This is a genomic window from Kitasatospora sp. NRRL B-11411, from assembly GCF_000721345.1.
In the GTDB taxonomy this organism is placed as follows: domain Bacteria; phylum Actinomycetota; class Actinomycetes; order Streptomycetales; family Streptomycetaceae; genus Kitasatospora; species Kitasatospora cineracea.
The window spans coordinates 1-21,098 of record NZ_JOGH01000076.1 but is presented as its reverse complement, the minus strand read 5'-3'; the positions used below and the strand labels follow the sequence as shown (position 1 = coordinate 21,098).

General features: G+C 74.8%; 20 protein-coding genes and 1 pseudogene. 11 read left to right on the top strand and 10 right to left on the bottom strand.

Annotated elements, in window-relative coordinates; all coding sequences use genetic code 11:
* Positions 1-18 precede the first annotated feature (18 nt).
* From IH44_RS0127100 to IH44_RS0127090, 3 genes are all read right to left on the bottom strand, one after another.
* Positions 19-2,784, bottom strand: coding sequence for a LuxR family transcriptional regulator (locus tag IH44_RS0127100; protein WP_030462358.1), 2,766 nt, complete (start codon positions 2,782-2,784; stop codon positions 19-21).
* A gap of 123 nt (positions 2,785-2,907) precedes the next feature.
* Positions 2,908-5,061: a M4 family metallopeptidase gene (locus IH44_RS0127095; RefSeq protein ID WP_030462357.1), complete on the bottom strand. Its 2,154-nt coding sequence runs from the start codon at positions 5,059-5,061 to the stop codon at positions 2,908-2,910.
* A gap of 196 nt (positions 5,062-5,257) precedes the next feature.
* Entirely contained in the window at positions 5,258-6,640 is a 1,383-nt protein-coding gene (locus tag IH44_RS0127090; protein ID WP_232795107.1) for a transposase, read from the bottom strand.
* Between IH44_RS0127090 and IH44_RS44610 the strand changes: the two are divergent.
* Positions 6,639-6,932, top strand: a pseudogene (locus IH44_RS44610) (transposase); the annotation flags it as partial. The gene IH44_RS0127090 and the pseudogene IH44_RS44610 sit on opposite strands and share 2 nt — an antisense overlap.
* Positions 6,933-7,011: 79 nt before the next feature.
* Here the strand turns inward: IH44_RS44610 and IH44_RS0127080 are convergent.
* The gene (locus tag IH44_RS0127080) at positions 7,012-7,536 is read right to left on the bottom strand and encodes a hypothetical protein (protein ID WP_232795106.1); all 525 of its coding nucleotides are present in this window, start codon (positions 7,534-7,536) and stop codon (positions 7,012-7,014) included.
* 237 nt (positions 7,537-7,773) lie between these two features.
* Here IH44_RS0127080 and IH44_RS0127075 point away from each other — a divergent pair, with 237 nt between their 5' ends.
* Positions 7,774-8,370, top strand: coding sequence for a helix-turn-helix transcriptional regulator (locus IH44_RS0127075; RefSeq protein ID WP_030462353.1), 597 nt, complete (start codon positions 7,774-7,776; stop codon positions 8,368-8,370).
* Entirely contained in the window at positions 8,367-9,704 is a 1,338-nt protein-coding gene (locus IH44_RS0127070; RefSeq protein ID WP_051817369.1) for an MFS transporter, read from the top strand. The genes IH44_RS0127075 and IH44_RS0127070 overlap by 4 nt, the downstream gene beginning before the upstream one ends.
* 106 nt (positions 9,705-9,810) lie before the next feature.
* On the opposite strand, the gene IH44_RS0127065 is transcribed toward IH44_RS0127070, so the two are convergent.
* Positions 9,811-10,719, bottom strand: coding sequence for a helix-turn-helix transcriptional regulator (locus IH44_RS0127065; RefSeq protein ID WP_030462351.1), 909 nt, complete (start codon positions 10,717-10,719; stop codon positions 9,811-9,813).
* Positions 10,720-10,989: 270 nt separating this feature from the next.
* Complete coding sequence (locus IH44_RS0127055; RefSeq protein ID WP_030462350.1) at positions 10,990-11,841, bottom strand: alpha/beta fold hydrolase; 852 nt, start codon at positions 11,839-11,841, stop codon at positions 10,990-10,992.
* Positions 11,842-11,952: 111 nt separating this feature from the next.
* On the opposite strand from IH44_RS0127055, the gene IH44_RS0127050 reads away from it, so the two are divergent.
* The 6 genes from IH44_RS0127050 (at position 11,953) to IH44_RS0127025 (ending at position 16,187) form a co-directional block, all read left to right on the top strand.
* The gene (locus tag IH44_RS0127050) at positions 11,953-12,366 is read left to right on the top strand and encodes a helix-turn-helix domain-containing protein (RefSeq protein ID WP_030462349.1); all 414 of its coding nucleotides are present in this window, start codon (positions 11,953-11,955) and stop codon (positions 12,364-12,366) included.
* Positions 12,367-12,669: 303 nt separating this feature from the next.
* A complete protein-coding gene (locus IH44_RS0127045) occupies positions 12,670-13,071 on the top strand; it encodes a DoxX-like family protein (RefSeq protein ID WP_198545049.1) in 402 nt (133 codons plus the stop codon).
* On the top strand, positions 13,068-14,063 hold the full coding sequence (locus IH44_RS0127040) for a DUF3419 family protein (protein WP_107066633.1): 996 nt from the start codon (positions 13,068-13,070) through the stop codon (positions 14,061-14,063). Before IH44_RS0127045 ends, IH44_RS0127040 begins: the two co-directional genes overlap by 4 nt.
* Entirely contained in the window at positions 14,060-14,842 is a 783-nt protein-coding gene (locus IH44_RS0127035) for a DUF2071 domain-containing protein (RefSeq protein ID WP_198545048.1), read from the top strand. The genes IH44_RS0127040 and IH44_RS0127035 overlap by 4 nt, the downstream gene beginning before the upstream one ends.
* 125 nt (positions 14,843-14,967) lie before the next feature.
* Positions 14,968-15,762, top strand: coding sequence for a class I SAM-dependent methyltransferase (locus IH44_RS0127030; protein ID WP_063759693.1), 795 nt, complete (start codon positions 14,968-14,970; stop codon positions 15,760-15,762).
* On the top strand, positions 15,759-16,187 hold the full coding sequence (locus IH44_RS0127025; protein WP_030462344.1) for a hypothetical protein: 429 nt from the start codon (positions 15,759-15,761) through the stop codon (positions 16,185-16,187). Before IH44_RS0127030 ends, IH44_RS0127025 begins: the two co-directional genes overlap by 4 nt.
* Before the next feature lie 20 nt (positions 16,188-16,207).
* On the opposite strand, the gene IH44_RS0127020 is transcribed toward IH44_RS0127025, so the two are convergent.
* From IH44_RS0127020 to IH44_RS0127010, 3 genes are all read right to left on the bottom strand, one after another.
* Positions 16,208-16,819 (bottom strand): hypothetical protein, encoded by a 612-nt coding sequence (locus IH44_RS0127020; RefSeq protein ID WP_030462343.1) that lies wholly within the window; start codon positions 16,817-16,819, stop codon positions 16,208-16,210.
* Positions 16,820-16,979: 160 nt separating this feature from the next.
* Positions 16,980-17,639 (bottom strand): hypothetical protein, encoded by a 660-nt coding sequence (locus IH44_RS41485; RefSeq protein ID WP_030462342.1) that lies wholly within the window; start codon positions 17,637-17,639, stop codon positions 16,980-16,982.
* Positions 17,636-18,196 (bottom strand): RNA polymerase sigma factor, encoded by a 561-nt coding sequence (locus tag IH44_RS0127010; protein WP_030462341.1) that lies wholly within the window; start codon positions 18,194-18,196, stop codon positions 17,636-17,638. The genes IH44_RS41485 and IH44_RS0127010 overlap by 4 nt, the downstream gene beginning before the upstream one ends.
* Before the next feature lie 422 nt (positions 18,197-18,618).
* On the opposite strand from IH44_RS0127010, the gene IH44_RS0127005 reads away from it, so the two are divergent.
* Positions 18,619-19,362 (top strand): SAM-dependent methyltransferase, encoded by a 744-nt coding sequence (locus tag IH44_RS0127005; protein ID WP_051817372.1) that lies wholly within the window; start codon positions 18,619-18,621, stop codon positions 19,360-19,362.
* Here the strand turns inward: IH44_RS0127005 and IH44_RS0127000 are convergent.
* Positions 19,335-20,057 (bottom strand): TetR/AcrR family transcriptional regulator, encoded by a 723-nt coding sequence (locus tag IH44_RS0127000; protein WP_063759692.1) that lies wholly within the window; start codon positions 20,055-20,057, stop codon positions 19,335-19,337. The genes IH44_RS0127005 and IH44_RS0127000 overlap by 28 nt on opposite strands.
* A gap of 101 nt (positions 20,058-20,158) precedes the next feature.
* Here IH44_RS0127000 and IH44_RS0126995 point away from each other — a divergent pair, with 101 nt between their 5' ends.
* Positions 20,159-21,013 (top strand): alpha/beta fold hydrolase, encoded by an 855-nt coding sequence (locus IH44_RS0126995; RefSeq protein ID WP_051817367.1) that lies wholly within the window; start codon positions 20,159-20,161, stop codon positions 21,011-21,013.
* Positions 21,014-21,098 lie beyond the last annotated feature (85 nt).

Genomic DNA, 21,098 nt, shown 5'->3' with positions numbered 1-21,098 from the left:
AGGGCAGTTGACCGACAGTCAGTCCCGGTGGCGGGCCAGCTCGGCCCGCCCCCGGACGCCGTACTGGCGGTAGAGCCGGGTCAGGTTGGCTTCGACCGCCTTCACCGAGAGGTGGAGGCGGGCGGCGATCTCCCGGTTGGTGGCGCCGGAGCGGATCAGCGCGAGGATCTGCTGCTGCATGGGGGTGGGGTCGGCCTCCAGCGCGTCCAGGGCGGCCAGGGCGGCGGCGGCGTGCTGCTGCCAGGGCAGGCAGCCGGCCGCGGCGTAGCGGGTGTGGGCCTCCTGGAGGGCGGCGCGGGCGGCGGCCCGGCGGCGGGCGCGGCGCTCCAGGGCGCCCAGCGCGAGGTGGGCGCGGGCGAGTTCGAGGGGGTAGGGGTGGGTGTCGGGGATGAGGGCGCGCAGGGTGTCGGCGGCGCGGCGGGGGTCGGCGGCGGCGGTGAGGTGGGCCTCGGCGCGGTGCAGGCCCAGGGTGAGCACGTCGCGGCCGAGCCGGGTGGCGCGGTCGCGGGCGTCGGCGAGGGTGGCGGCGGCCTCCTCGGGGCGGCCGGAGAGGGCGAGCGCCTCGGTCAGGTCGGCGTCGACCAGGAAGAGCGAGGGGTCGGTGAACTCCATCCGGCGCAGCAGGTGCAGGCAGCGGGTGAGGTGCTCGGCGGCGGCGGGGTGGTTGCCGCGCAGGAGTTCGACCCGGCCGCGCAGGCCGTGGGCGTAGGAGAGCCATTCGCGGTCGTGGTCGCTCTCGGCGGCGCGGATCGCGGAGTCGAGGAGCTGGGCGGCGCGGTCGGCGGTGCCGCCGTTGAGTTCGGCGGCGCCGCCGAGGACGCGGGCCGGGCCGGGGCTGGGTTCGATGCGTTCGCGCAGGTCGTGGGCGGCGCGGCCGGCGGCGTACGCCTCGGTGCAGCGGCCGGCCCGCTCGTAGACGGAGGCGGCGATGTAGAGGACGTTGGCGAGGTCCTCGGTGCGCCCGGCGGCCTCGACCTCGGCTCGCAGGGCTTCGACCTCGGCGACGGCGCGGGGCAGGTCGCCGCTGCGCAGGGCGGCGACGGCGAGTCCTTCGCGGCAGAACACGGCGGCGGCGGTGGGGGGCCGGCCGGCGGCGAGGCGGCAGCCGCGTTCGAGTTGGGCGAGGCCGAGGGCGGGGTCGGTGAGCAGGGTCAACGGGGCGCGCTGGGCGAGGAGTTCGACCAGCAGGTCGGGGTCGTCGGCGTGGTCGGCGTGCTTCTCGGCGGTGGCGAGTTCGGCGAGCCCTTCGGCCCGGTCGCCGTGGTGCAGGGCGCGGACGGCGCGTTCCTGGTGGACGGCGGCGGTGAGCGCGGGGTGGCCGCCGGTGTCCTCGGCGGCGGCGGCGAGCAGGGGTTCGGCGCCGGGGTGGTCGGGGCCGAGCAGCCGGGCGAGCAGCAGGCGGGCGTGCACCCGGACGTCGGCGGCGGGGGCGTCGGCGAGGCGTTCGCCGCAGGCGCGGGCGAGGTCGGGCAGGCCGGCGGCGGCGGCGTTGCGGGCGGCGGCGAGCAGGCGGCGTCCGGCGGTGTCGGGGTCGGGGGTGTGTTCGGCGGCGAGGCGGAGCAGTTCGGCGGCGGTGCCGGGGGCGCCGCGGGTGAGTGCGGTGTCGGCGGCGCGGTGCAGCCGGGAGGCGAGCCGCGGGTCGGGGGCGTCGGCGGCGAGGGCCTGGTGGCGGACCTGTTCGACCGGGTCGGCGGTGAGTTCGGCGAGCAGCCGGTGGGCGGCGCGCAGCGCTTCGGGGGCGGCGTCGGCGAGGACCACCTCGGCGACCAGGGGGTGGCTGAACTGGGGGGTGCCGGCGGGGGTCTGCTGGACGATGCCGTGGCGGCGGGCGGCGGCGAGCGGTTCGGTGACGGTGGCGGGCAGGCCGGTGCCGGTCCGGGCGGCGGCCAGGACGGTGAGCGACTGCCGTGCGGGGTCGGGGAGTTCGCCGAGCCGGGCGGAGACCAGGGCGCGCAGCCGGTGCGGGACGTCGAGCGGGCGGGCGGGGTCGGCGGCGAGCGCGCTCTCGCCGCCGCCGGCGGCCAGTGAGCGGCCCAACTCCAGTGCGTAGTAGGGGTTTCCGCCGCTGACGGCGTGCACCCGGGTGAGGGTGAGGCCGCTCAGGCGCAGGCCGAGGCGTTCGCGCAGCAGGGCGCCGGTGCCGCGTTCGCCGAGCGGGCCGACCGGGATCTCGCGGGCGGCGGGCGGGCAGAGGGCACCCCTCTCGGGTGCGGCGTCGGCGTGTTCGGTGCGTTCGGTGACGGCGATCCGCAGTTGCCGGTCGGTGAGGCGGCGGGCGGCGAAGGCGATGACCTGGCGGCTGGCCTCGTCGAGCCACTGGGTGTCGTCGAGCAGGACGAGCACGGGGCCGCGCTGGGCGAGCCGGCGCAGTGCTTCGAGGACGGCGACCCGGACGGCCAACGGGTCGGTGGGGGCGCCGGGTTGGGGGGCGCGGTGGAGCAGGGCGCACTCCAGGGCCTGGCGCAGGTGGTCGGGCAGGTCCTCGGCGAGGCCGGGGAGGGCCTCGCCGAGGAGGTCGATCAGGGCGAGGTGCGGCAGGTCCGCCTCGGCGGCGGTGGGGCTGCTGCGCAGGACGGTCTCGCCTGCCGTGCCGGCGTCCTGGGCGAGGGTGTCGAGCAGGGCGGTCTTGCCGATGCCGGCCGGTCCGTGCAGCAGGACGCCGCCGGTGGCGGCGAGTGCGGTGCGGATGTCGGCGAGCAGGTGCGCGCGGTCGACGAGCGGGGGCTCGGTCGGGCCCGCCGGGGTGCTGGCGGGTCCGGCCGGGCCGGGGAGGATGCCGGTCATGGCGGTCAGTGTGCCGCCTCGGAACCGGCTGCGCGAGGGTGTCGCATGAACACGACACCCTCGCGGGCTGCTGTTAAGTCCCCTTTAAGGCTTGATCGTTGGGGACTTCAGGAGAGCCTGCGGTCAGCCGACGTTGACGTCGTCGATCAGGAAGATCGTCGACAGGTAGGCGTCCTCCTGGCCGGTGAACTGCAGGTTCACGCTCTGGCCGCGGAAGGCGCTCAGATCGACGGTCTTCTGCACGTACCCGGCCGAGGCGTTGGCGTTGGAGTAGGTCGCCAGGGTCTGGCCGTTGGCGCTGACCTTGAGCGTGTCGTAGGCGGTGGAGCCGGACTCCTGGGTGGTGACCTTGAGCCAGAAGGTGAGCTTCGGGCTGCCGGTGGACGGGACGGCGACGTTGCTCTGCGAGAGGGTCTCGCTGGCGGCGGAGCCGTAGCCCATCATCCAGGCGTACCAGGAGCCGCCGTGGGCCTGCTGCTGGGTGGAGTTGGTGATGTCGTTGGCGCTCTGGGTCCAGCCGGAGGCGCCCTGCTCGAAGTCGCCGTTGGTCAGCGCGTTGCCCGGGTTCGGGTTGCCGGTGGGCGAGGAGGTGGGCGACGGGGACGGCGACGGGTTGCCGTTGCCCGGGTCGGGCAGCGCGGTGCCGATGCTGACGGCGGCCCACGCCTTGGAGACGATGTAGCGCTCCTGCGAGTTCGACCCGTACAGGTCGGCGGCGGCCTGCAGGGTCGCGGTGCGGGCCGAGGAGTAGTTGGTGGTGGAGGTCATGTAGGTGGACAGGGCGCGGTACCAGATCGCCGCGGCCTTGTCCTTGCCGATGCCGCCGAAGCTGTCGCCGTTGCACGGGGTGCCGTTGTGCGGCAGGCCGCCGATGGTCTTGGCGCCGGTGCCCTCGGCGGTCAGGTAGAAGAAGTGGTTGGCGATGCCGGACGAGTAGTGCACGTCGACCTGGCCGGCCCGGCTGCTGTAGCAGGACAGCGAGGAGCCGTCGGCGGCCGGGTTGTCCATCCGGCGCAGGTAGCCGTTGCCCATGTTGAGCTTCTCGCCGATGTAGTAGTCACCGGGGTCGGTGCTGTTGCCGGCGTAGAACTCGACCATGGTGCCGAAGATGTCGGAGGTGGCCTCGTTGAGGCCGCCGGACTCGCCCGAGTAGTTCAGGTTCGCGGTGGCGGCCGTGACGCCGTGGCTCATCTCGTGGCCCGAGACGTCCAGCGCGGTGAGCGGGATGTTGCCGTTCTGCGAGGAGCCGTCGCCGAAGGACATGCAGAAGCAGGAGTCGTCGTAGAACGCGTTCAGCAGCTGGTTGTCCACGTGGACGTACGCGGGCGCGCCGCGGCCGTCGTTGCGGATGCCGGAGCGGTTGAAGGTGTTCTTGTAGAAGTCCCAGGTCTTGGCGAGGCCGTAGGAGGCGTCGACGGCGGCGCTCTCCCGGCTCGAAGTGGAGCCGTTGCCCCAGGAGTTGGACGACTTGGAGAAGGTCCGGGCGTTCTGCGCCGGGTTCGACTGCGGGCTGTTGTACGAGTCGTAGACGACGGTGCTGCCGTGCAGCGCGTCGGTCAGGGTGTAGCCGCTGCCGCCCTGGCTGGTCTCGATGGAGACCTGGCCGACGTTGACGCCGTTGCCGGTGCCGCCGACGGTCTGCTCCAGCTCGTACTGGTCCAGCACCGCGCCGCTGCCGGCGTCCACCAGCACGGCCTCGCGGGAGGCCGCGCCCGCGTCGCCGGAACCGGTGACGGTGCTGCGGTAGGCCAGCACCGGCACCTTGCCGACCGCCCACACCACCAGCTGGCTGGTGTCGAGGCCGGTGCTGCGGGCCTGCTTGACGTGCTTGGCGCTGCGCTCGGCGGTCGCCGTGGCGTCCTTGCCGGACAGCTTCGGCGTCACCCCCGCGACCTTGATCGCGCCCTCGTGCGCCCAGGTGGTCGAGGTGACCTTGCCGTTCTTCGCGTAGTGCACCACCAGGTCGCCGCCGACCACCGGCAGCCCGCGGTAGGTGCGGTCGTAGCGCACGTGCCGGGTCCCGCCGTTGTCGACCAGCACGTCCTTGGCCACCAGGCGCTCGTCCGGCCCCAGGCCCAGCGTCTTCGCCAGCGCCCCGGCGTCCTTCGACGCCCGCTCCAGGTCCGCGGTGCGGCCCGCCTCGGTCGTCGCCCGGAAGCCTGCACCGCTCGCGGTGGTACCGCTCGCCAGTGCGGGGGACTGTGCACTCGCCACCATCACGGTGCCCAGGGTGAGGGCAGCCGCCACGGCCGACGCCAGCGCGGTCTTGCGGTTCATCGGGTTTCCTCCCACCGAGCCGGGGTTGATGGGGGACGGCCGGCGACACCGATGGGGTGTGGCATCGCGGCCGGGTTCAGCTCGGCGGCAGGACGCTAGGACCGCCGGCCACCCCCGCGACATGCCCTCGCCCCCTCGACAAGGGCCGGTCAAGGGTGCGTCATGACCGGCCCCAGGGAGACCCCCTGACGGGCCATCAACGGGTATTCGGCGGGTGTTGACGCGTGCTGGACGGGTGCCCGGCGGGCGTCCGGCACGCGTCAGCGGGCGATGCGGAAGCCGATGTTACCGCTGGAGCTGTCGGGGGTGTTGGCGGAGCGGGCGGCGAGGCGGTAGCGGTTGCATTGACTTCCTCCCGGCTCTGAAGGAGCGGGATTCCTACCACCCGCAACTGCGGGTCTCGGTGGGTTCCTGCTTCACCGCGCTGCGCCGGTACGGGTACCGGTCCTACCTGCGCTCCACAGGCCGGCACCGCCAGTCCGGCGGCCCTGGCGACGTTGACCGCCGCGTTGACGTCCCGGTCGAGAACGGCCCCGCACTCCTCGCACGTCCACTCGCGGACGTCGAGGGGTTTGGGGCCGTCCTTGACCCCGCACACGGAGCACACCTGGGAGGTCGGCTCGAACCTGCCGATCCTCACGAACGTGCGCCCGTACCGCGCGGCCTTGTACTCCAACATCGATACGAACGCCGACCACCCGGCATCGTGCACGGACTTGGCCAGGCGCGTGCGAGCGAGTCCCTTCACCGACAGGTCCTCCACGGCGACCGCTTGGTTCTCGCGGATCAGCTTCGTGGAGAGCCGGTGGTGGAACTCGCGGCGCGCGTCGGCAACCCGCGCGTGAGCGCGAGCGACCTTCGTCCTGGCCTTGCCCCGGTTGGCGGAGCCTTCCTGCTTGCGGGACAGCTCCCGCTGCGCCTTCTTCAGCCGCTCCTCGGCCCGGCGCAGGAAGCGCGGGCTGTCGACCTTCGTACCGTCCGAGAGGACCGCGAAGTGCCCGAGGCCGAGGTCCACGCCGACCTCGGGTGTGACGGCGGGGAGGACTTCCTCCGAGCCCGTCTCGATGACGAACGAGGCGAAGTACCGGCCGGCCGAGTCATTGACGACCGTCACGGTGGACGGGGTGGACGGCAGCCTGCGCGACCAGCGCACGGGCACGTCGCCGATCTTCGGCAGGCGCAGCTTCCCGCCCGCGGTGATCCGCCACGACGCGTTGGCAGTGAACCGGATCGACTGCCGGGCGTCCTTGCGGGACTTGTAACGGGGCGGTCCCGTCCTGGGGCGCTTGCCCTTGAGACCGTCGAAGAAGTTCCTGTACGCGGTGTCCAAGTCCCGAAGGGACTGCTGGAGGACCACCGACGACACCTCGCCGAGCCAGGCCCGCTCCGGTGTCTTCTTCGACGCGGTGAGCCGTTTCGACAGCTCGCTTGAGAGAACGAACGGTGCCCCCGCCGCACGCGCCTCCTCCCGGACTCGCAACGCGTCGTTGAAGACGACCCTCACGCACCCGAACGCCCTCGCCAGCGCCATGCGCTGACCGGCGCTCGGGTACAAGCGGAAGCTGTACCGAAGCTGCATGGGATCACCTCACCACTGGCCTATGTCACCACGACGGAAACCGAACCCCGATATCCGCAGGGGCCGAGCGGTCGTCCACCGCCCGCATGTGCACTTGGTGTTCCCCGCGGGGGTACTGAACGCCGAGATGCTGACGCGCTGCGAAAAGGTGATGCGCAAGGTGTGCGAGGACTTCGAAGCGGAACTGAAGGACTTCAACAGCGAAGCCGACCACGCGCACCTCTTGGTGCACTACCCGCCGAAGGCCGCCATGGCCAACCTGGTGAACTCCCTCAAGAATGACCCTTCCAGGCGCCCGCGGGCAGCCGGCGCACGCTGTTCACGGGCCTGTTGCAATGTTCGCCACCACCGACAGGCGCCCTTCGGCAGGGTCAGCCGGCCAGCCCCCATCCGTCCAGCCCCTCGTAGACGAGGGCGGTACGGGAGCGGTAGTGCAGGCGGCGGCCGGGGGCGGCGAAGAGTTCGTGCTCGCCCCGGTGGATCTCGATCAGCGAGTCGGTGCCGCGCCACCAGGTGTCGGCCAGGCCCCGGACTTCAGGAACGGGTTCGGAGCCTGCCAGGTCGAGCGCATCGACGTCGGCGCCGTGCAGCCGGACGACGCGTCGGGACCACAGCCGGGCGTGGTGGGCGAGGGCCTGCGACTCCACCCAGCCCATGACGCTCGCGTGCAGGGCGACGCTGCGCCCGTTGCCGAGCAGGCAGAACTCGCCGCCGGGGCCGAGGTAGGAGGCGAACGGCACCGAGGTGCGCTGGTCGCCCGCCATGAACCACCAGCCGTCCTCGCGTTGCTCGGGCGAGTCCGGGAAGAAGGGCTTGGGGCCTCCCTCGTAGTTGTTGGCGGGTGGCAGCACCAGGCCGCCCCAGGAACGGTCGAAGGCATCCATCCGGTCGATCACGTCCTCGGGGACTCCCCGCTCGCGCCACCAGGGACGGTTGACGGGGTGTCGGTCCGTCCGGACGCCGTGTGCGCTGACGAAGGAATGAGCCCGGGAGCTGAGCCCGGCCGGGAAGCTGCGGAGGGGTGCGGTGTCGTCTATGCGCCCGATGGTACGCAGTGCCGTGCGGACGGCCGGTGCTTTTCCCGGAGATGTGAGAGTTGACTCTCGGATATCGTGAGAGGACACTCTCAGACCATGAGTTCCGGCAACCCGCTCGGTGACGTCGAGATCACCGATCCCCGCGCGATGCGCGCCCTGGCCCATCCCGTGCGGTTGGCGGTGCTGGAGCGGCTGCGGCTGCACGGGCCGGCCACCGCGACCGAGTTGGCTCCGCACGTGGGGGCCACGCCGACGGTGGCGAGTTGGCACCTGCGGCACCTGGCCGAGTTCGGGCTGGTGCGGGACGCCGAGCCCGGGCCGGACCGGCGCAAGCGGCGGTGGGAGGCGGTCGGGCGCGGGTTCCGGTTCGCGCCGGGGGCGGACGGGGCGGGGCGGGAGGCGGCCGGGGCGCTGGCGCAGGTGATGTTCCGGCGCTCCGCGGACGCGCCGGCCCGCTGGATGGCGGAGGTCGGTCCGGGCCTGCCGCCGCAGTGGCTGCGCTCGGCCGGGCTGGCCGACACCCGGATCGTCCTCTCCCCCGCCGAGTTGGCCGAACTCTCGTCCGCGATCGAGGAGTTGCTCGCCCCGTACGTCCACCGCGACCACGCCGACCGGCCCGCCGACGCCCGGGCGGTGCGCCTGCTGCGCTACACCCTGCCGGAGGGGGACGGGCCCGAGGACGGGACGGGGTGACGTCGCCGCTGCGGGGCCACCGGGCGTTCCGGCGGTTCTGGGCCGGGCAGGCGGTCTCCCAGTTCGGCGACCGGGTCTCGGAGTTGGCGCTGCCGCTGATCGCGGTGGGCGCCCTGGACGCGAGCACCGCGCAGGTCGCCGGGCTGACGGCGGCGCTGTGGGCGCCGAACCTGGCGGCGGTCTTCCTCGGCGCCTGGGTGGACGGCCGCCCCGACCAGCGGCGGCTGCTGGTGCTGGCGGACCTGGTCCGGGCGGCGGCGCTGGCCACCCTGCCGGTGGCGGCGCTGTTCGGCGCGGTGACGCTGGGTCAGCTGTACGCCGTCGCGGTGGTCACGGGCGCGGCGGGCGTGCTGTTCGGCAACGCGTACGCGCCGTTCTTCGCCCGCCTGGTGCCGCGCTCGGCCTACCTGGCCGCCAACAGCCGTCTGAGCGGCACCCGTTCGGCGGCGCAGCTGGCCGGGCCGGCGCTCGGCGGGGCGCTGGTGCAGGCGCTGACGGCGCCCGTCGCGGTGCTGGCCGACGCGGTGTCGTTCCTGGTCTCGGCGCTGCTGGTGGGCGGCGTCCGGACCGACCGGCCGCCGACGGATCAACCGGACAGGGCGGACGGGCCGGACAGGCCGGACAGGCCGGACGGGCCGGACGGGGCGGTGCTGCGGCGGGCCCGGGAGGGGCTGGGGTTCGTGCTGCGGCACCCGTACCTGCGGGCGAGCCTGGGCTGCTGCACCACCGTCAACTTCTTCACCTTCCTCGGCTACGGCCTCACCGTGCTGTTCGCGGGCCGGGAGCTGGGCCTGTCGGCGGGCCGGATCGGCCTGGCGTTCGGTCTCGGGGCGACCGGCGGCCTGCTGGGGGCGCTGGGGGCTCCGGCGCTGTCGCGGCGGATCGGCGCCGGGCGGACGATCGTGCTGGGCGCGGTGCTGTTCCCCGCGCCGATCGCGCTGCTGACCGTGGCGGGCGGTCCGGTGTGGGCCCGGACGGGCGTCCTGGCGGCGGCCGAGTTCCTCTCCGGCCTGGGCGTGATGCTGTTCGACGTGCCGCTGAACGCCGTCCAGGCCGCCGTGGTCCCGGACCGGCTGCGCAGCCGGGTCTTCGGCGCGTTCGCCACCGTCAACTACGGGGTCCGCCCGCTCGGCGCGCTGCTCGGCGGCCTGCTGGGCACCGTGCTGGGCCTGCGCCCCGCCCTGCTCGTCGCGGCCCTCGGCGGGAGCCTCGCCGTGCTGTGGCTGCTCCCCTCACCCGTCCCCCGGGTCCGCGCCCCGGAATCCCTGGTGCCGCTCGACCTCCCGCTCCCGTCGGGCGGGCGCCGGGACGGGGCGGTGCGGGCGGCCCGGTAGGCGGTAGCGGGCGCGCTCGGTCCTGGGCCCCGGGCCGCGGGCGGGCTCGGCCCCGGGCCTCGGGCTGCGGGCGCGCTCGGCCCTGGGCCCCGGGCTGCGGGCGGGCTCACTCCCGGTGGGTGGGTGCCGTCCTGCCGGTCCGTCGGGGGTCCGGTCCGGCCTCGCGGGTGGCGGCCCAGCTGGCGAGCAGGCGCAGGCCCTGTTCGGAGGGGGAGCCGGGTTCGGCGGTGTAGACGGTCAGGTGGAGGCCGGGGGCGGCGGTCAGCTCCATTCCCTCGTAGGCGAGGGTGAGGTCGCCGACGGCCCGGTGGTGGAAGCGCTTGGTGCCGCTGCCATGGTGACGGACGTCGTGGGCGCCCCAGCGGGTGCGGAACTCGTCGCTGCGGGTGGACAGTTCGCCGACCAGGTCGTGCAGGTCCTTGTCGTGCGGGTCGCGGCCGGCCTCGGTGCGCAGGATGGCGACGGTGATGTCGGCGGCCTGCTCCCAGTCCGGGTAGAAGCGCCGGGAGCGGGGGTCGAGGAACTGGTAGCGGGCGAGGTTGTCCTGGTTGCCGGGCTGGTCGTACACCTCGGCGTAGAAGGCGCGGGCGAACTGGTTGGCGGCGAGCAGGTCCATCCGGCCGTTGCGGACGAACGCGGGGCCGCCGGTGACGGCGTCGAGCATCCACTGCAGGGCCGGGGGCGCCGTCCACTGCCGGGTGGTGCGGCGGCGCGGGCGGGCCAGCGCGTCGGAGCCGTCGGCGGCCTGGGCCAGGTGCAGCAGGTGGGCGCGTTCGGCGTCGTCGAGCTGCAGGGCGCGGGCGAGGGCCTCCAGGACGGCGGGTGAAGCCCCGGCCAGGTTGCCGCGTTCCAGCTTGGCGTAGTACTCGACGCTCAGGTCGGCGAGCGCGGCGACCTCGCTGCGGCGCAGGCCGGGCACCCGGCGGCGGGGGCCGGCGGGCATGCCCGCCCGCTCGGGGCTGATCTTCGCGCGCCGCGAGGTGAGGAACTCGCGGACCTCCTGGCTGTTGTCCACGCCTCCGACGGTACGACGCCCGGGGCCCGGGTGGGGTGTACCGCCGGTACACCCCACGGCCGTGGCACGCGGCGGGCGGAGGGCGGGGGGGGGTTGCCTGGACGATGTGGCCCCGCCCGCCCGTCCGACACCCGGGGACCGTCCCGTCCTAACGTCCGCACCACCAGGAGCACCCGGTGAACCCCGCCTACGACTTCACCGGCCGGGTCACCTTCGGCACCGGCGCCTCCTCCGGCACGGGCACGGGCCCGGCACCGGACTCGGCCCCGGTCACGCCGTTTCGGCGTCCGCGCCGGCCAGGAACGGGCGCAGCAGCGCGAGCAGGGCGTGCGGGCGGTGCAGCGGGATGATGTGGCCGCAGTCCTCGATGACGTGTCCGGTCAGGTCGTCGGCGACCGGGCGGAGCTGGCGTTCCAGCGCGGCGCCGACGGGGCGGGCGCCCAGGGCCAGCGTCGGCACCGTCAGGCGGGCGGCGGCGACCGCCCGCCCGATCTGGGCCGCGCTCTCGGGCAGGGCCCGGTAGTACGAGAACGCGCAGCTCAGCGCTTGGCGGCCGGTGTACGCGCGGACGAAGGCGTCCCGGAGGGCGGGGCGCACCCCGTCGCCGAGCGTGCCGGCGTGCAGGAACCAGTCGACGTAGGCGGCCTCGTGGCCTTCCAGGACGGTCTCGGCGAGGTCGGGCGCGGCGGAGTGGAAGCCGAACCACCACGGCGGCCCGCCCGCGAGGAACTCCTCGGCGCCGGGCAGCGTGCCCAGCAGGGACTCCATGACGACCAGCCGCCGGACCAGGTCGGGGCGGCGCAGGGCGAGCAGGAAGGCCGGCGCGGCGCCCGCGTCGATGCCCGCCACCGCGGCCGAGCGGACGCCGAGTGCGGCGAGGAGCGCCTCGGCGTCCGCGGCCAGGGTGCCCGCGTCGTACCCGGTGGCGGCCCGGCTGCTCGCGCCGAACCCGCGCAGGTCCGGCGCGATGACGCGGTGGCGGTCGGAGAGGTCGGCCATGACGTCCGTCCACAGCTCCCAGGTGTGCGGGAAGCCGTGCAGCAGCAGGACGGCCGGACCGGATCCGGCGAGGGCGACGTTCAGTTCGACGCCGTTGACGGGGACGCGGCGCAGTTCGGGCACGGCGGGGCTCCAGGAGTGGTGGGGGGCGGTGCGGAATGGTGACCAGGTCACGCTAGGGAACTACGCTGGTCCGTCCAAGACGGCACTTCTCCCACAGGTGGTGAGCCCCGAGTGACCACATCGAGGACCGACGGACCCGGCCGGCGGCCCGGCGAGCGGGGCGACCTGCTGGATCCGGACTGCCCGACCCGCCGGTTGCTCGACCGCATCGGCACCAAGTGGACGTCGATGGCGGTCAAGGTGCTGGCGGAGGCAGCCCCGGGCGAACTCCGCTTCGCCGAACTGCGGCGCCGCGTCCCCGGCATCTCACAGAAGATGCTCTCCGTCACCCTGCAGAGCCTGGTCCGCGACGGCCTGGTCGCCCGCCGGGTGGAGCCCACCGTCCCGCCCGCCGTCCACTACCGGCTCACCGGACTCGGCCGGTCCCTCGAGGAACCGCTCGCCGCCCTGCGGCTCTGGGCCGAGGCGCACATGCCGGAGATCGACCGCAACAACCGGCTCGCCGACGCGTCGTCCCCCGGCTAGGGATTGCCCGGTCTGCGCCTCGGCGCCGCGGCCCGAGCGAGGCTGCCCGGTCTGCGCCTCGGCGCCGCGGCCCGCCGCGGAAGGCGGGGGCCGTGCCCGCCGCGGGAGGCGGGGCCGGGCCCGCGCCGCGGGTACGGGAGACACGGACCGCCGGGCGCCCGCACCCCCACATTGAACGCGTTCAAAATTTGCGGCATGATCGGCGCTGTGAAGCCCGGGAGAGAACGGGGCCGGCGCCGCCGTGCCCTGCGCCCGGGTGGTCGTGGGAGAGGGGGGACCGTGGGAGACATCGGCAGGACGCGCTTGCCAGCCGTCGCGGTCGCGTTGATGTGGTGGTACGAGGGCTTCTGGTGCAAGGTCTTCCCCGGGCGGGCGGACCAGCGGGCCATCGTGGAGGGGCTGCCCCTGCTGCCGACCGGCGCGGCGAACGCGCTGCTGGTCGCCATCGGCCTCGCCGAGGTCGCGCTCGGGGTCTGGGTGCTGCTGGGGTACCGGCCGTACGCCGCCGCGGTCGCGCAGACGATCCTGGTGGTCGGGTTCAACACCGGGGGCCTGCTCGTCGGTTCGCAGCACATCCCCGAGCCCGGCCGGCTGGTGGTCCAGGACCTCGGGTTCCTCGCGCTGATCTGGCTGGTCGCCGCGCGCCGCACCGCGCCCGGCCCGGGGCGGCGGGACGGCGCCGCGCAGGAGGTCTGGGCGCGATGAGCCCTTCCTTCCTCACCCACCGCTCCGCAGCCGAAGCCGAAGCCGCACCGCGCACCCCGGATCCCGCCGCCGGTACGCCCTGGCGGACGGGCCGCCTGCTCGCCGGTCCCGCCAGCCGCCCCCGGGTGCTGTTCGGCCGCATGTACGAGGACCCGGCCGTCGAACTCGCCGCCTTCCCGCCGCCCGGCGCCCGGGTGCTGTGCATCGCGTCCGCCGGGGACACCGCGGCCGCGCTCGCCGCGGCCGGGTACGAGGTCACCGCCATCGACCTGAACCCGGTCCAACTCGCCTACGCCAGGACCCGGCTGGAGGGCGGGGCGCCCGCCGCGACCGGCACCGCCGAGCGGCTGACCGGCCTGGGCCGGACCGCCGCCGCGGCCCTGCTGCCCGGCTGGCGGCCCGCCGCCGTCGCCGACTTCCTGCGCCTGGACGACCCCGAGGAGCAACGGCGCCGCTGGACCGCCGAGTTCGACGGGCCCGGCCTGCGGCTGCTGGCCGCCGCCGCCCTGCGGCCCGCCGGGGCGCTCGCCACCGTCCTGCGCCCGGGCTTCCGGTGCGTGCTCCCGCGCGGCTTCGACGAGGTGCTGCTGCGCAGGATCGCCCGGACCGTGGCCCGGCACCCCAACGCCGCCAACGACTGGGCCTGGCGGCTGCTGCTCGGCCGCGAACGCCCCGGCGCGGCCGGGGCCGCGGCCGGCCCGGGGCGGGTGCGGCTGGTGCGGGGCGAGGTCGTCGAGCACCTGGAGCGGTGCGCCGCCGGGAGCTACGACGCGGTGACGCTCTCCAACGTGGTCGACGGCCCCGGCCCGCACTTCGCCCGGCGGCTGCGCGCCGCCGTCGAGCACGCGGTGCGCCCGGGCGGGACCGCGGTGGTGCGCAGCCTGCGCGAACCGGGCCCCGGCGGGGCCGGACGGGCCGCCGAGGACCGGTCGATGATCTGGGGCGTGGTGCGGGTCGTCCGCACCGGAACGGACGGAGCGAGGGCCCGATGAAGTACCTGTTGCAGCGCCACCCCGTCCCGATGCGGACCCGCTTCGCCCACTCGCTGGTCCTCACCTACGCCCTGCCGCCGCAGGTCCTGGAGCCGCTGCTGCCGCCGGGGCTCGCCCTCGACACCTACACCGACCCCGCCGGCACCGAGCACGGGTTCGTCGCCGCGGCCCTGGTGGACACCCGGGACCTGCGGCCCGCCTTCCTGCCCGCCGGCCTCGGCGCCGACCTGATCCTCACCGGGTACCGGATCTTCACCCGCTTCCCCACACCCGGGGGACGGACCATGCGCGGGCTGAAGATCCTGCGCAGCGACACCGACAGCCGCACCATGGTCCTCGGCGGCAACCTGCTCACCCGCTACCACTACCGGCTCGCCCGGATCGGCAGCCGGGTCGTCGGCGACACCCTGGAGTTCCGGGTCCTCAGCCGCGACGGCCGGGCCGACCTGCACGTGCGGGCCGACCTCGCGGGCGCCCCCGCGGACCTGCCCGCCGGCAGCCCGTTCGCCTGCGCCAAGGACGCCCGGCGCTTCGCCGGTCCGCTGCCCTACACCTTCGAGCACGAGCCGCAGACCGGATCGATGATCGTGGTCAAGGCCGTCCGGACCCACTGGGAGCCGACCCCGGTGGCCGTCGAACTCCCGACCCCGCCCACCTTCTTCCAGCACGGCCCCTTCGCCGGGACGGCACCCGTGCTCGCCAACGCCTTCCACGTCGCCGACCTCGACTACGGCTGGGACGCCGGTCTGCGCCGCGCCGAGAACGGGGCCGAACGATGAGGCGGGCCACGGCAGTTCACCGGAGCACCGGTCCGACCCGGGAGGCGTCGATCCGGGAGGAGCCGACCCGGGAAGAACCGGCCCGAGAGGACTCGGTTCGGGAGGAGCCGGTTCGGGAGGAGCCGGTGCGCTTCTCCGGCGTGCGGGAGGTCGTCCGCTACAACTGGCCCCTGTACGCGGCGGGCTGCCTCACCGTCGGGGCGGGCCTCGCGCTCTCGCACCGGCTCCCCCGGCCCGCGGCCGCACTCGCCCGGGCGGGCGCGGCCGCGGCGGCCGCCCTGCTGACCAGCAGCACGGCCGCCACCTGGTGGGTCTACGACCGCTCGGAACTGCGCACCTTCGACTGGCTGGCGGAACTGCTGCCCGCCGGCCCGGGCGAGCACCTGGTCCTCTCCTCCGGCCTCGACGAGGCCAGCCGACCGGTGGCGGCCCGCTGGCCGCAGCACCCCCAGACCGTGGTGGACCTCTACGACCCCGTCCTCATGACCGAGGGCTCGATCCGCCGGGCCCGCCGCCACGTGCCGCCCGCCCCGCGCACCCTTCCCGGACGCCCCGACCGCCTGCCCGCGGCCACCGGCACGACCGACACCGTCCTCGCCGTCTTCGCCGCCCACGAGCTGCGCCGGACCGGCGACCGGCACGAACTCTTCGCCGAATGCGCCCGGGTACTGCGCCCCGGGGGTCGCCTGGTCCTGGTCGAGCACCTGCGGGACGCCGCCAACACCGCGGTCTACGGCCCCGGCGCCCAGCACTTCTTCCCCCGGCGGACCTGGCTGCGGGCCGCGGCCGGGGCGAACCTGCACCTCGTCGCGCAGCGGCGGATCGGCGGTCTCGTCACCGCCTTCGTCTTCGCCGCCCCACCCGCAACCGCCACTGACACCGCAGCCACCACCCCGACCGGAAAGCGCCTCGCACCGTGACCCACCTGCTCACCCTGGAAGGCCAACTGCGCCTGGTGGGTGCGGCCCTGATCGTGATGGGCGCGTTCCACGCCGTCCTGCCGCGGCTCATCGGCTGGCCGTCCGACCTCGCCGGGACCACCCTGCTGACCCGTCAGGTCTCCTACGCGCACCTCTTCTTCATCGCCCTGACCTGCGTCCTGCTCGGCCTGCTGCCGCTGCTGCTCGCCCCGGACCTGCTCGCCGGGGGCCGGCTCGGCACTGTCCTGCTGGCCGCGCAGACGCTCTTCTGGGGCCTGCGCTGGATCTTCCAGTTCACGGTGTTCTCACCGGAGTTGTGGCGCGGCGACCGGCTGCGGACCGCCGCCCACGTCGCCCTGTCGGTGCTGTGGACCTGGGTGACGGCCGTGTTCGGCTGCGCGCTGGTGGTGGCACTGCGCGGGTGAGGCGGGCGGCGGGCAGTCGGTCAGGCGGTCGCCGTGCGGCGGCCGCCGTAGGAGGCGGTCAGGGCGTCGGCGACGGTCTCCGCGTCCGCCCGGGCCGCGTCGGCCGGGTACTCCGGCAGCAGGTCGTCCCAGACGGGCAGCCAGGAGCCGAACAGCTGGAGCTGGCCCGCCGGGCGGGCGAAGAACCAGAGGTGCAGGTGGGCGGCGCCGTCGCCCAGGCGGTAGACGTGGGCCCGGGAGACGTGCGGCAGGGCCTGGACGTGGCGGACGATGCGGGTGGTGAGCACGCCCAGTTCGGCGGCCAGTTCGTCGGGGAGTTCCGCCAGGTCGTAGTGGTCGCGCGGGTACAGCATCAGGGCCAGTGGCACGCCGACGCCCGCGACCCGGTCCAGCCGCCAGTGGTCGGTGAACCACAGGCCCTCGTCGCGGGCCCGGCACATCCCGCAGTCCGCCGGGTCCTCGCCGTGCCGCGGCGGCTCGGGCAGCACCGGCGGGCGCAGCGGCGAGACCCGCAGCCCCTCCGGCTCGAACGGGCTGATGTCCCAGCCGGTCATCCGGGCGAGCGGGAGCCGGAGTTCGCCGTCGGCGGCGGCGCGCGCGTGGTCGTAGAACTCGTCAGGTGTCATAGCCATGATCGGAAGGGTAGCCCCGGCCCGGCCCCGCCCTGACGGCCGGTCCGGCCCGGTGTCCTGACGGCCGGTCCGGTCCCGCGTCAGGGCGCGGCCGGACCGGCGCGAGGGCGGGCCAGCGCGAGGCCGGACCGGGGCGGGGCCGGACCGGAGCGGCCGGTGGTCAGCGGGCCAGGTCGCGGACCAGGGTGCTGCTCACCTGCGGGAGTTCGCCGTACTCGAGGTCGTCGCAGTCCACCGGGAGCTGGTGGATCACGGCGGCCAGCCGGGGCGGGAGCCGGACGTCGAGGCCCTCGTGGCACAGGGCGAGGATCTCGGCGAGGACGCCGGCCGGGAGCAGCGTGTCGCGGCCGCCGAGGACGGGTTGCGACGGGCGGGGGCCGGCCGCCAGGTTCTCGGCCTGCCGGCGCCAGACCTCGGCGTCGAGGAACTCGCCGAGGCTGCGGTGCAGCAGGCTCAGGCAGGACGCGGCGGTGTAGGAGCCGCCGCCGGCCGCGAACTGCCACCAGAACTGGGCGCCTTCGCGGTGGTGGGCGACGTACAGCAGGGCGCCGAGGACGAGGGCGCCCTCGGGGTGGATGTGCGCGTCGTTGACCAGCAGGTCCAGCGAGGCGGCGGCGGTGGGCATGGCCAGGACCAGGGAGGTGGCGAGGTCGAGTTCGTGGGCGGCCTGGAGGTGTTCGGAGGGGAACGGCCGGGGGGCGGTGAGCAGCCGGTCCCAGGAGACGGCCGGGCCTTCCGGGTCGTCCGGTCCGGTCGGGCCGCCCGGGCAGGGGCGGGGCGACCGGGTGGGCGAGGGGAGGCTGTCGCGTCCGGTGGTCATCGGGGTTCCCCGCTCCGGGCGCCGAGGGCCGCGGCCAGCCGGGCGAGGGCCTGGGCGGCGGTGGAGCGGACGTTGGCCTCGGTGGTGGCCAGGCAGTCGGCGATCTGCCGGTCCGTCAGGCCGAGCAGGTAGCGCAGCAGGACCACGTCGTGGCGGCGCTCGGAGAGTCCGCGCAGCGCGGTGTACAGCTCCCGGTGGTTGCCGTCGGTCTCCGGCAGGTGCTGGGCGCGTTCGGCGGCGATCCGCACCGCGCAGACCCAGAGCGGGACGTGTTCCGGGGGCGGCGGCGGTGCGCCGTCCATCATCCGCTGCAGCAGGGCCGCGCCGACCTCCTCCTTGAGGATCGTCCAGGCCTGGAAGGCCGGGAACTGCTCGCGCAGGATCCGCGGCCACTCCCGCCACACCCGGCTCTTGGCGAGTTCCACCGCTCCGCGCGCGACGGCCGGGTCGCCCAGGCGCGCACCGGCGAAGCCGGTCCACGTCCGGTGGTGGGTATCGCAGAATGCGTCGAACGTCAGGCGGTGCCGGTCGCCCACCGCCCACTCGCTCTCGTTCACGCCCACACTCCTCCCCAGCGCCCCCGGGTCGCCGGAACTCGCTTCCCCTGTAGGAACATTAAGGCGCATCAGGTGTCGAGATGGTAATCCGGCACAAGAGGTTTCAAGATCAGACATAAGTCGTTCCGACGGAAAATCCGACTGTTCGGCGCCCCGACCGGATCCGATCGCTCCCTGATCGCTTCCGGCCGTTCCGCCCGGCGGAGCGCTCGCGACGGGCAGCCACCCTTGATTGTCGGTTCGTACGTATGGGCATAGTGGGCGGAGTGAGCGGAGTGACGGACGATCAGGGGGAGCTCGTGACAACGGACGCACGCGACCGAAGCGGCAGCAACGGCAGCGACAGCGGCAGTGGCAGCAGCGGCGGCCGGGGCGACGGCGTCGAGGTCAACCTCGACATCCACCTGGCGCACTCGGCCCGGATGTACGACTTCTACCTCGGCGGGACGACCAACTTCCCCGCCGACCGGGAGGCCGCCGGCCGCGCCCTGGCCGTCTTCCCCTACGCCCGCTCCGCCGCCCGCGCCAACCGCGCCTTCATGCGCCGCTCGACGCGCCTGCTCGCCCGCTCCGGCATCCGGCAGTTCCTCGACATCGGCACCGGCATCCCCACCTCCCCCAACCTGCACGAGGTCGCCCAGCAGGTCGTCCCGGACGCCGCGGTGGTCTACGCCGACAACGACCCGATCGTGCTGCTGCACGCCCAGGCCCTGCTGCGCGGCACCGAACAGGGCGTCACCGCCTACGTCCAGGCCGACGTCCGCGAGCCCGACGCACTGCTCGAGGCCGCCGCCCGCACCCTCGACTTCGAGCGGCCGATCGCGCTCAGCATGAACGCCCTGCTGCACTTCGTCCCGGACGACGCGCACCGGATCACCGAGGGCCTCAAGGCCCGGCTGCCCCGCGGGTCCGCACTGGTGATCAGCCACCTCACCCCCGACTTCGCCCCCGACGAGACCACCCGGCTGATCCAGGTCTACACCGCCGCCGGCACGCCCGTCGCGGCCTGCACCAGCGAGGAGTTCGGCCGCTTCTTCACCGGCTGGGACGTCCTCGACCCGGGCGTCGTCGCCACCACCCGCTGGAACCCCTCGCTGGAGGAGGACACCGAGCGGATCAGCGACGCCGGCGCCTCCTGCTACGGCGCGGTGGCCGTCCGCCCCTGAGCCCCGCGCCCGCCACCGTCACCGCAGCCGCCCTCCGCGCTCGCCGCCTCCACGGTCTCCGCCGTCTCCGCGGTCGCCGTCTCCGCCGTCTCCGCCGCGGCGGACGGCCAGGCGCGCATGGCCAGGGCGGCGATGCGTTCCAGGGTGGCGCGGTCGGCGCCGTCGCGGGCCTGGGTGGACATGCCCTGGATGACGGAGGCGTAGAAGGCCGCGAGGCCGTCCGCCTCGTCGCGGGTCACGGGGGGCAGTAGGCCGGCCGCGGCGTCGGCGGTGATCCGGGCGGCGAGGGCCTGTTTGACGCCCTCGCGGAGGGCGCGCAGTTCCTCCCGGACGTCCTGGGCGGCGTCGGTGGTGTTGGTGGCCCCGTCGACCACGAAGCAGCCCGGGGGGTGGCCGGGTTCGGCGTACCCGGCGGCGGCCAGTCCGAGCATCGTCTCGACGGCCTCGCGCGCGGTCGGCCGGGCGAGCGCCCGGGCGCTGTAGCTGCCGTGGGTGGCGGCGTAGCGCTGGACGGCGGCGGTGAAGAGCTGCCGCTTGTCGCCGAACGCCGCGTACAGGCTGGGCGGGTTGATGCCCATCGCCTTGGTGAGCCCGGACAGCGAGGTCGCCTCGTAGCCGTGGCGCCAGAACTCGGTCAGTGCCGCGTCGAGCGCGGCGTCCCGGTCGAAGCTGCGCGGGCGTCCCTTGGTGGCCATGGCGGCAATTCTATAGCGATCCCTACAGAGCGTGCTACGGTCATTTCGTAGCGACTGCTACAGAATTCAGGTGCCGCACCGCGCCCGGAGGGGGAACTCCCATGCCCATCGCCACCGCGTCCATCGCATCCACCGCGTCCACCGCGTCTGCCCTGCTCACCCCGCCCGCGCCGTCCGCGCTGCTCGCCCGCACCGTGCTCGGCTCCGGTCCCGGCCTGGTGCTGGCCCACGGCGCCGGCGGCGGCACCGCCGCGAACTACGGGCCGCTGCTGGAGGGCCTGGCCGCCCGGCACACCGTGGTCGGCGTCGACTGGCCCGGCAGCGGCGGATCCCCGCGCGCCACCGGCCCGTTGGACGCCGACGAGCTGGCCGACCAGCTGGTCGCCGCCGCCGACGCCGCGGGGCTCGAACGCTTCGCCCTGGCCGGGTTCTCGCTGGGCGGCCCGGTCGCCGTCCGGGCCGCGGCCCGCCACCCGGAGCGGGTCGGCGCCCTGGTGCTGACCGCGACCTTCGCCCACCGGGACGCCCGGCTCGACCTGGCCGCCCGGCTGTGGGGCGAGCTGTACGCGTCCGGCGCGCACGACCTGCTGGCCGAGCACCTGACCCTGGCCGCGTTCGGCCCCGACGTGCTGCAGGCCCTCGACCCGGCCGCGCTGCGCGGGGCGATCGCCGCGGTGGCCGCCACCGTCCCGTCCGGCACGCCCGAACAGGTCGACCTGGTGCGGCGGATCGACGTCCGCGCGGACCTGGCACGGGTTCAGGCGCCCACCCTGGTGATCGCCACCACCGCCGACCCGCTGGTCTCGCCGTCCCTGCAGCGCGAGCTCGCCGACCGCATCCCCGGCGCCCGGACGGCCCAACTGCCCACCGGCCACCTGCCGTTCGCCGAGCGACCCGAGCAGTGGCGGGCCCTGATCACCGACTTCCTGGCCGAGCACACCGCCACCACCTCCTAATGTTGTTGTCAAGCAGCTGATGTGACGGGGAGTGCATGCTCGTAGTGCTTCCCGTCACGAATGAGGGCCCAGAGGACGTTGACGC

Excerpts from the sequence above, each read along its gene's own strand:
- IH44_RS0127040 (WP_107066633.1), top strand. The coding sequence starts at position 13,068 with ATGAGCCCTTCCTTCCTCACCCACCGCTCCGCAGCCGAAGCCGAAGCC.
- IH44_RS0126995 (WP_051817367.1), top strand. The coding sequence starts at position 20,159 with ATGCCCATCGCCACCGCGTCCATCGCATCCACCGCGTCCACCGCGTCT.
- IH44_RS0127100 (WP_030462358.1), bottom strand. The coding sequence starts at position 2,784 with ATGACCGGCATCCTCCCCGGCCCGGCCGGACCCGCCAGCACCCCGGCG.
- IH44_RS0127005 (WP_051817372.1), top strand. The coding sequence starts at position 18,619 with ATGTACGACTTCTACCTCGGCGGGACGACCAACTTCCCCGCCGACCGG.
- IH44_RS0127090 (WP_232795107.1), bottom strand. The coding sequence starts at position 6,640 with ATGCAGCTTCGGTACAGCTTCCGCTTGTACCCGAGCGCCGGTCAGCGC.
- IH44_RS0127095 (WP_030462357.1), bottom strand. The coding sequence starts at position 5,061 with ATGAACCGCAAGACCGCGCTGGCGTCGGCCGTGGCGGCTGCCCTCACC.
- IH44_RS0127000 (WP_063759692.1), bottom strand. The coding sequence starts at position 20,057 with ATGGCCACCAAGGGACGCCCGCGCAGCTTCGACCGGGACGCCGCGCTC.
- IH44_RS0127035 (WP_198545048.1), top strand. The coding sequence starts at position 14,060 with ATGAAGTACCTGTTGCAGCGCCACCCCGTCCCGATGCGGACCCGCTTC.
- IH44_RS0127075 (WP_030462353.1), top strand. The coding sequence starts at position 7,774 with ATGAGTTCCGGCAACCCGCTCGGTGACGTCGAGATCACCGATCCCCGC.
- IH44_RS41485 (WP_030462342.1), bottom strand. The coding sequence starts at position 17,639 with ATGACCACCGGACGCGACAGCCTCCCCTCGCCCACCCGGTCGCCCCGC.
- IH44_RS0127020 (WP_030462343.1), bottom strand. The coding sequence starts at position 16,819 with ATGGCTATGACACCTGACGAGTTCTACGACCACGCGCGCGCCGCCGCC.